Origin of the sequence: Aeromonas sp. PS2Canimalfood6 (assembly GCF_048276795.1) — a bacterium.
Lineage (GTDB): Bacteria > Pseudomonadota > Gammaproteobacteria > Enterobacterales > Aeromonadaceae > Aeromonas > Aeromonas caviae.
This window is the reverse complement of record NZ_JBLUXC010000101.1, coordinates 1-6,332: the sequence shown is the minus strand read 5'-3', so window position 1 is coordinate 6,332 and position 6,332 is coordinate 1. Positions and strand designations below refer to the sequence as shown.

Here is a 6,332-nt window from a genome sequence, read left to right as displayed (position 1 = left end):
AAGGGGTGAACAACAAGATCAAAGTGATAAAGCGTATGGCATATGGATTTAGGGACTCAGAATACTTTTTTCTGAAAATCAAGGCGGCCTTCCCCGGAAAGCCGCGATGAACCTAAAAAAAGGCGCTGTCCCAATTATGTGTTGGAAGGCTAATCTGGAAGTAGGTCATCACCGCGAGGACCTTCATCATGGATACGCCAGCCTTCCAACACCTGTTGTCCCTCTTTCCATTACTTACTCTGCGTCAGCGCCGTGTCGCTCAGCATGAGCTCGCCGCTCCACACCCGATTACGTCCCTCCATGCCCAGTTACCCACATGCTGCGGCTGTCCCCACTGCCAGGCGGATGCCACCCAGCTGGCCCCCTGGGGCTGGAGCCGTGGGCTGCGTCGTTACCGTTGTAAGCAGTGTCGGCGAACCAGCTCCCTCCTCACCAAGACGCCTTTGGCCAGATTACGTAAGGCTGAGCATTGGGAGGACTACGCCCAGGCTCTCATCGACGGGCTCACTGTCCGCCAGGCCGCCGTCCGCTGCGGTGTTTGCAAGAACACCGCCTTCTTGTGGCGTCACCGCTTCCTGAAGGCGATGGCAAACCACCAGGCAACACGGGAAGAAGGCATTGTGGAAGTGGATGAAACCTTCTTCCTCGAATCGTTCAAGGGGCAGCGAGGGTTGCCTCGTCCGGCAAGACATCGTGGCGGGAAAGGGCGTACCCGGGGGACCGGGCGGGATTACATCCCGGTGATGGTGGTGCAGGACAGGGCGGGCCATCAAGCCGACTTTCAGCTGGAAAGGCTGGATGCGCAGACGGTGAAAGCGGTGTTGCAGCCACTCATCGCGCCCGATGCAGTGCTCTGCAGTGATGGTGCAGGGGTGTATGCCAGTTTCAGCCAAGCGCGGGGCATAACACATCAAGTGGTGTACAACCGTCGAGGTGAGCGAGTCATTGGGGCATACCACATCCAGCATGTGAACGGATATCACCGGCGGTTGAAGGAGTGGATGGAACGATTCCATGGAGTCGCAACCCACTACCTGAGGAATTATCTGGGCTGGCGCAGGATGCTGGAACGTTACGGCAGGGAGGTAAATACCAAGATGTGTTTGCATGAGGCGCTAGGGCACCCGATGCAACACGTAATTGGGACATAGCCTAAAAAAACGGTCAACCCGGGTTGACCGTTTTTCGTTCCACTTCGCCCCTTAGAACAGCAGGTGCGCCACACCGGCAATCACCGGCAGGGTGACCAAGGTGCGCAGCAGGAAGATGACGAACAGCTCCCACAACTTGACCGGGATCTTGCTGCTCAGCAACAGAGCGCCCACTTCCGACATGTAGATGAGCTGGGTGACCGACATGGCGGCGATCACGAAGCGGGTGATGTCGCTCTCGATAGTGGAGGCCAGCACCGCCGGGATGAACATGTCGGCGAAGCCCACCATGATGGTCTTGGAAGCGGCTTCCGCCTCCGGCAGTTGCAGCAGCTCGAGCAAAGGCACGAAGGGCGCCCCCAGCCAGTTGAACACCGGGGTGTGCTCCGCCAGCATCAGGGCACAGGTCCCGACGGCCATCACCACCGGCAGCACGCCAAATACCATGTCCAGGGCGTTTTTCACCCCTTCACGCGCCACGGCGCCGAGATCCGTCATGCTGTCGGCCTTGGTCAGGGCGCGATGGTAGCCGTAGCTCAGCACGCTGTGCTGATGGGGGATGGCCTCCTGCTTGCGGCACAGGGGAGTACCGTCGCTGTAGACATCCTTCTTCCAGGAGAGCGGCGGCAGGCGCGGTACCACGATGGCGGCCACCACACCGGCCAGGCAGACGGTCAGGTAGAAGGGGACGAACATGTGCTCCAGCTTCACCTGGGAGATCACCACCAGACAGAAGGTGATGGAGACGGCGGAGAAGGTGGTACCGATGACGGCCGCTTCCCGCTGGGTGTAAAACTTGCCTTCATACTGCTTGCTGGTCAGCAGGATCCCGACGCTGCCATCACCGAGCCAGGAGGCGAAACAGTCCACCGCAGAACGCCCCGGCAGACGGAACACCGGACGCATGATGCGGGTCATCATGGTACCGACAAACTCCAGCAGACCAAAATCCAGCAGCAAGGGCAGCAGCAGGCCCGCAAAGATGAAGACGGAGAACAGTACCGGCAGCAGATCATGCAGCACCAGGCCGCCGGTCGCCCCTGAGCGCAGCACCTCGGGACCGGCTTCAAAGAAGGTCAACAGCACGAAGACCCCGCCCAGCACCCGCACGCACGCCCAGAAGGGGGAGACGTTGAACAGGCTGTTGAGGAAGGGGCGTTTCACCAGGATCGCCGGTTTGAACAGCCAAGCGATCAGGGTCATCAGCATGGTGGTGGTGATGATGGCGCTGACCATGGCCACCAGATGATCGGCAAACACCGTTTGAACCAGCTTCGCCAACACGGCGACGGGAATGGTGACATTGCCGTCATAGATGACCGGGGTCATGAACAGCAGGATCCCGATCAGTGACGGGATCAAAAACATCAGCACGTTGCGGCGAGTACGGATTGCCGGTGCTTCCAGGATCTTTTCCAACATATAAACAGCCTTAAATGTGACTTTTCCTTCAGCCGGGCCGCCTGCATACTCATGCCCTCGCCCGGAAAACGGGCGCAAGAATAACCCAAAAAACTGCACAAACAAGCCGTTAATTGATCATTTCAAGCATAAATATTTTATCAGGCGAACCATCCATAAGAACAAACCAAAACAGTCATGCATATCGATTCAATTTGAATGGTTAGCATAATGTTTCATACGGGTTACATTCAGGTGCGCAGTATAATCCGCAGCCACTGTCAGGCAATAAGAGACATGAAAAATATATCTATAGGGTGATCCCGTCGATCCTCCCATAAAAAAAACCGGAGCCTGTCTGGCTCCGGTCTTGTCACGAACATGATGCTCAATCGCGAACGTAAATGACTTCGACGCCGTCGTCGTCCTCATCGTCCCAGTCGTCATCGTCCAGGCCATCATCGAAGGCCTTGGACGCCGCCAGGGCATCGGCTTCCGCCTTGGCCAGCTGGTTCTTGTGATAGTCGTCCCACTTGAACTCCACCTTCTCGATGGCGTCTCTGGCATCCTCCGCCAGCTGACGAGGCATGGTGTCCAGCAGATCCAGGATGTCGTAGCACACCTTCTTGGTGCCTTCCTTGCTGATGGCGGTGATAGCGTAGACCGGACCTTCGTGGTTGAGGGCTGCCTTGACTCTGTCCATCACTTCCTGAGCCTCTTCTTCCAGGATCAGGTCCATCTTGTTGAAGACCAGCCAGCGCGGCTTGCCCGCCAGCTCGGGGCTGTATTTTTCCAGCTCCCGGACGATGGTCACGGCGTTCTCGGCAGGATCGGAGCCATCCACCGGGCAGATGTCCACCAGGTGGATCAGGACGCGGCAACGCTCCAGGTGCTTGAGGAAGCGGATCCCCAGGCCTGCACCCTCAGCAGCCCCTTCGATGAGGCCGGGAATGTCTGCAATGACGAAGGAGCGGGAGTTCTCGCCACGTACCACACCCAGGTTCGGTACCAGGGTGGTGAAGGGGTAGTCTGCCACTTTCGGACGGGCCGCAGAAACGGCGCGAATGAAGGTGGACTTGCCTGCGTTGGGCAGACCCAGCATGCCGACATCCGCCAGCAGCAGCAGCTCCAGCCTCAGGGTACGCACTTCACCCGGGGTGCCGTTGCTCTTCTGGCGCGGCGCCCGGTTGACCGAGCTCTTGAAGCGGGTGTTGCCAAGGCCGTGGAAGCCGCCCTTGGCAACCAGCAGCTTCTGATCGTGACTGGTCAAATCCCCCAGCAGTTCGCCGGTGTCTTCATCGGTGGCGCGGGTGCCGACCGGTACTCGCAGGATCTTGTCCTTGCCGCGACGACCGGTACAGTTGGCACTCTGACCGTTCTCGCCACGCTCGGCGGCGTGGAAGCGCTCGAAACGGTAGTCGATCAGGGTGTTCAGGTTTTCATCGGCCACCAGATACACGTCGCCACCATCACCGCCGTCACCGCCGTCCGGGCCGCCGTTCGGGATGTACTTCTCGCGGCGGAAGCTCACACAACCGTTACCACCGTCACCGGCATCGACTCGAATCTGGACTTCATCAACAAACTTCATAGGTAACCGTCACCTTAATTCGAAAAACCGATACGCAATTATAGTGATACGGGCCCCTTCGGGCGAGGCGCATCTGGCCGATGAGGGCTGTCAGCGCCGGCTCATCCGCGTGCCGTTTTTTCGTCAAACTCATCAGAAAAACAAAAGCCCCGCCAGGTTGGCGGGGCTTCGGATCCTTGCGGTCCGTAATTACTCAGCAACGATGCTGACGTACTTACGATTCTGCGGACCTTTAACTTCGAACTGCACTTTACCGTTCGCGGTAGCGAACAGAGTGTGGTCCTTGCCCAGACCAACGTTCTCACCAGCGTGGAACTTGGTGCCGCGCTGACGAACGATGATGCTGCCAGCCAGAACTGTTTCGCCGCCGAAACGCTTCACGCCCAGGCGTTTAGCTTCAGAATCGCGACCGTTGCGGGATGAACCGCCAGCTTTTTTGTGTGCCATCTATCGGACTCCTCTAATTAAGCGCTGATGCCAGTGATTTTGACTTCAGTGAACCACTGACGGTGGCCCGCTTGCTTACGGTGGTGCTTACGACGACGGAACTTGACGATAGTCACTTTCTCGCCACGGCCGTGAGCCACAACTTCAGCCACAACCTTGCCACCTTCAACGAAAGGAGCACCTACTTTGAAAGTGTCGCCTGCAGCAACCATCAGCACTTCGTTGAAGTCGATGGTAGCGCCAGTCTCAACGTTCAGCTTTTCCAGACGAACGATTTGACCTTCGGCCACACGGTGTTGTTTTCCGCCGCTTTGGAATACCGCGTACATTTGATTAACTCCGTAAAGGCGTGTCTTTTGCTCAAGGCCAGACACGCACAAAAACCTATAACAATGGGCGGGCATTCTACGCAGAACGATTTGCCGAGGCAAGGCCAATTTAGCAAAAAGTTTATTTTGTGCGCATATCTGCCCCCGTGAATAAACGCCTAACTGTAACCCATTGTGAAATCGTGTAGAATCCCCGCCATTGCTAAAAACGCAGTAAATGCTGCCGTCACGTTACGAGACTTATGGACCAACAGACTATCCGTGCGCTCTGTGCCGCCGACATGACGGCGGTCAATGAACTGATCCTGGCGAGGCTCCAGTCTGATGTCAGCCTGATCAACCAGCTGGGTTTCTATATTGTCAGTGCAGGCGGAAAACGGATGCGCCCCATGCTGACCGTGATGGCCGCACGCGCACTGGGCTATGAGGGTGAAGATCACCTGAAACTGGCCGCCATCATCGAGTTCATTCACACCTCCACCCTGCTGCACGACGACGTGGTCGACGAATCCGACCTGCGCCGCGGCCGGGAAACCGCCAACGCCCTGTTTGGCAACGCCGCCAGCGTCCTGGTGGGTGACTACCTCTACAGCCGCTCCTTCCAGATGATGAGCGAACTCTCCAACCTGAAGGTGATGGAGATCCTCTCCGATGCCACCAACACCATCGCCGAAGGCGAAGTGCTGCAGCTGATGAACTGCAACGATCCGGATACCACGGAAGAGAGCTACATGACGGTCATCTACTGCAAGACCGCCAAGCTGTTTGAAGCTGCGACCCGACTCGCCGCCGTGCTGACCCATCAGCCCGAGCCCGTCGAGCAGGCCATGACCGACTACGGCAAATACTTGGGTACCGCGTTCCAGATCATCGACGACGTGATGGACTACTGCTCCCAGAGCGAGGAGATGGGCAAGAACGTGGGTGACGATCTGGCCGAAGGCAAGCCGACCCTGCCGCTGTTGCGCGCCATGGAAGTGGGTACCCCGGAAGAGCGTCAACTGGTGCGCGATGCCATCGAGCACCGCAACGGTATGGATCACCTGGAGCGTATTCTGGGCATCCTGGATCGCACCGGTGCCCTCGAATACTCCCGCCAGCGGGCTCGGGAAGAGGCTGACAAGGCCATCGCCGCCCTCACCATCCTGCCGGACTCCCGGCACAAGCAGGCGCTGGAGACCCTGGCCCACATGGCGGTGCAGCGCAGCGCCTGATGCCAGCCGGCGGACAATAAAAAAGAGGCCAGAGGGCCTCTTTTTTATTGTCCGAATTCCCCGTGCCACTGTCGTATCAACCGTCATTCCGCACCTGATTTTGCTATTTTCAGTGCTTGACGGCGATCGGCCGTTCTGATCTATTACTCTCTTTTGCAGGTAGATCATCATGGCCGCACCCGCTATCTCGATCCGTAAC

At 57.8% G+C, this 6,332-nt stretch carries 7 protein-coding genes; 3 read left to right on the top strand and 4 right to left on the bottom strand.

Translation table 11 applies throughout. From position 1 onward, the window contains the following. A partial coding sequence (locus ACNPAA_RS20495; RefSeq protein ID WP_160838777.1) for a transposase occupies positions 1-110 on the top strand: 110 nt, incomplete at its 5' end. 78 nt (positions 111-188) lie between these two features. Further along, positions 189-1,151 (top strand): IS1595 family transposase, encoded by a 963-nt coding sequence (locus tag ACNPAA_RS20490; protein WP_041215707.1) that lies wholly within the window; start codon positions 189-191, stop codon positions 1,149-1,151. Between the two features lie 51 nt (positions 1,152-1,202). On the opposite strand, the gene ACNPAA_RS20485 is transcribed toward ACNPAA_RS20490, so the two are convergent. From ACNPAA_RS20485 to rplU, 4 genes are all read right to left on the bottom strand, one after another. Then, positions 1,203-2,573 carry a YjiH family protein gene (locus ACNPAA_RS20485; protein ID WP_201872385.1) on the bottom strand — a complete coding sequence of 457 codons (1,371 nt, stop codon included), beginning with the start codon at positions 2,571-2,573 and terminating at the stop codon, positions 1,203-1,205. Between the two features lie 367 nt (positions 2,574-2,940). Further along, the gene (cgtA, locus tag ACNPAA_RS20480; RefSeq protein ID WP_010673200.1) at positions 2,941-4,143 is read right to left on the bottom strand and encodes an Obg family GTPase CgtA; all 1,203 of its coding nucleotides are present in this window, start codon (positions 4,141-4,143) and stop codon (positions 2,941-2,943) included. Between the two features lie 189 nt (positions 4,144-4,332). Beyond that, positions 4,333-4,590 carry a 50S ribosomal protein L27 gene (gene rpmA, locus ACNPAA_RS20475; protein ID WP_010673199.1) on the bottom strand — a complete coding sequence of 86 codons (258 nt, stop codon included), beginning with the start codon at positions 4,588-4,590 and terminating at the stop codon, positions 4,333-4,335. Between the two features lie 17 nt (positions 4,591-4,607). Beyond that, complete coding sequence (rplU, locus tag ACNPAA_RS20470; RefSeq protein WP_005304210.1) at positions 4,608-4,919, bottom strand: 50S ribosomal protein L21; 312 nt, start codon at positions 4,917-4,919, stop codon at positions 4,608-4,610. Between the two features lie 242 nt (positions 4,920-5,161). Here rplU and ispB point away from each other — a divergent pair, with 242 nt between their 5' ends. Continuing rightward, a complete protein-coding gene (gene ispB / locus ACNPAA_RS20465; RefSeq protein WP_041214598.1) occupies positions 5,162-6,133 on the top strand; it encodes an octaprenyl diphosphate synthase in 972 nt (323 codons plus the stop codon). Positions 6,134-6,332 lie beyond the last annotated feature (199 nt).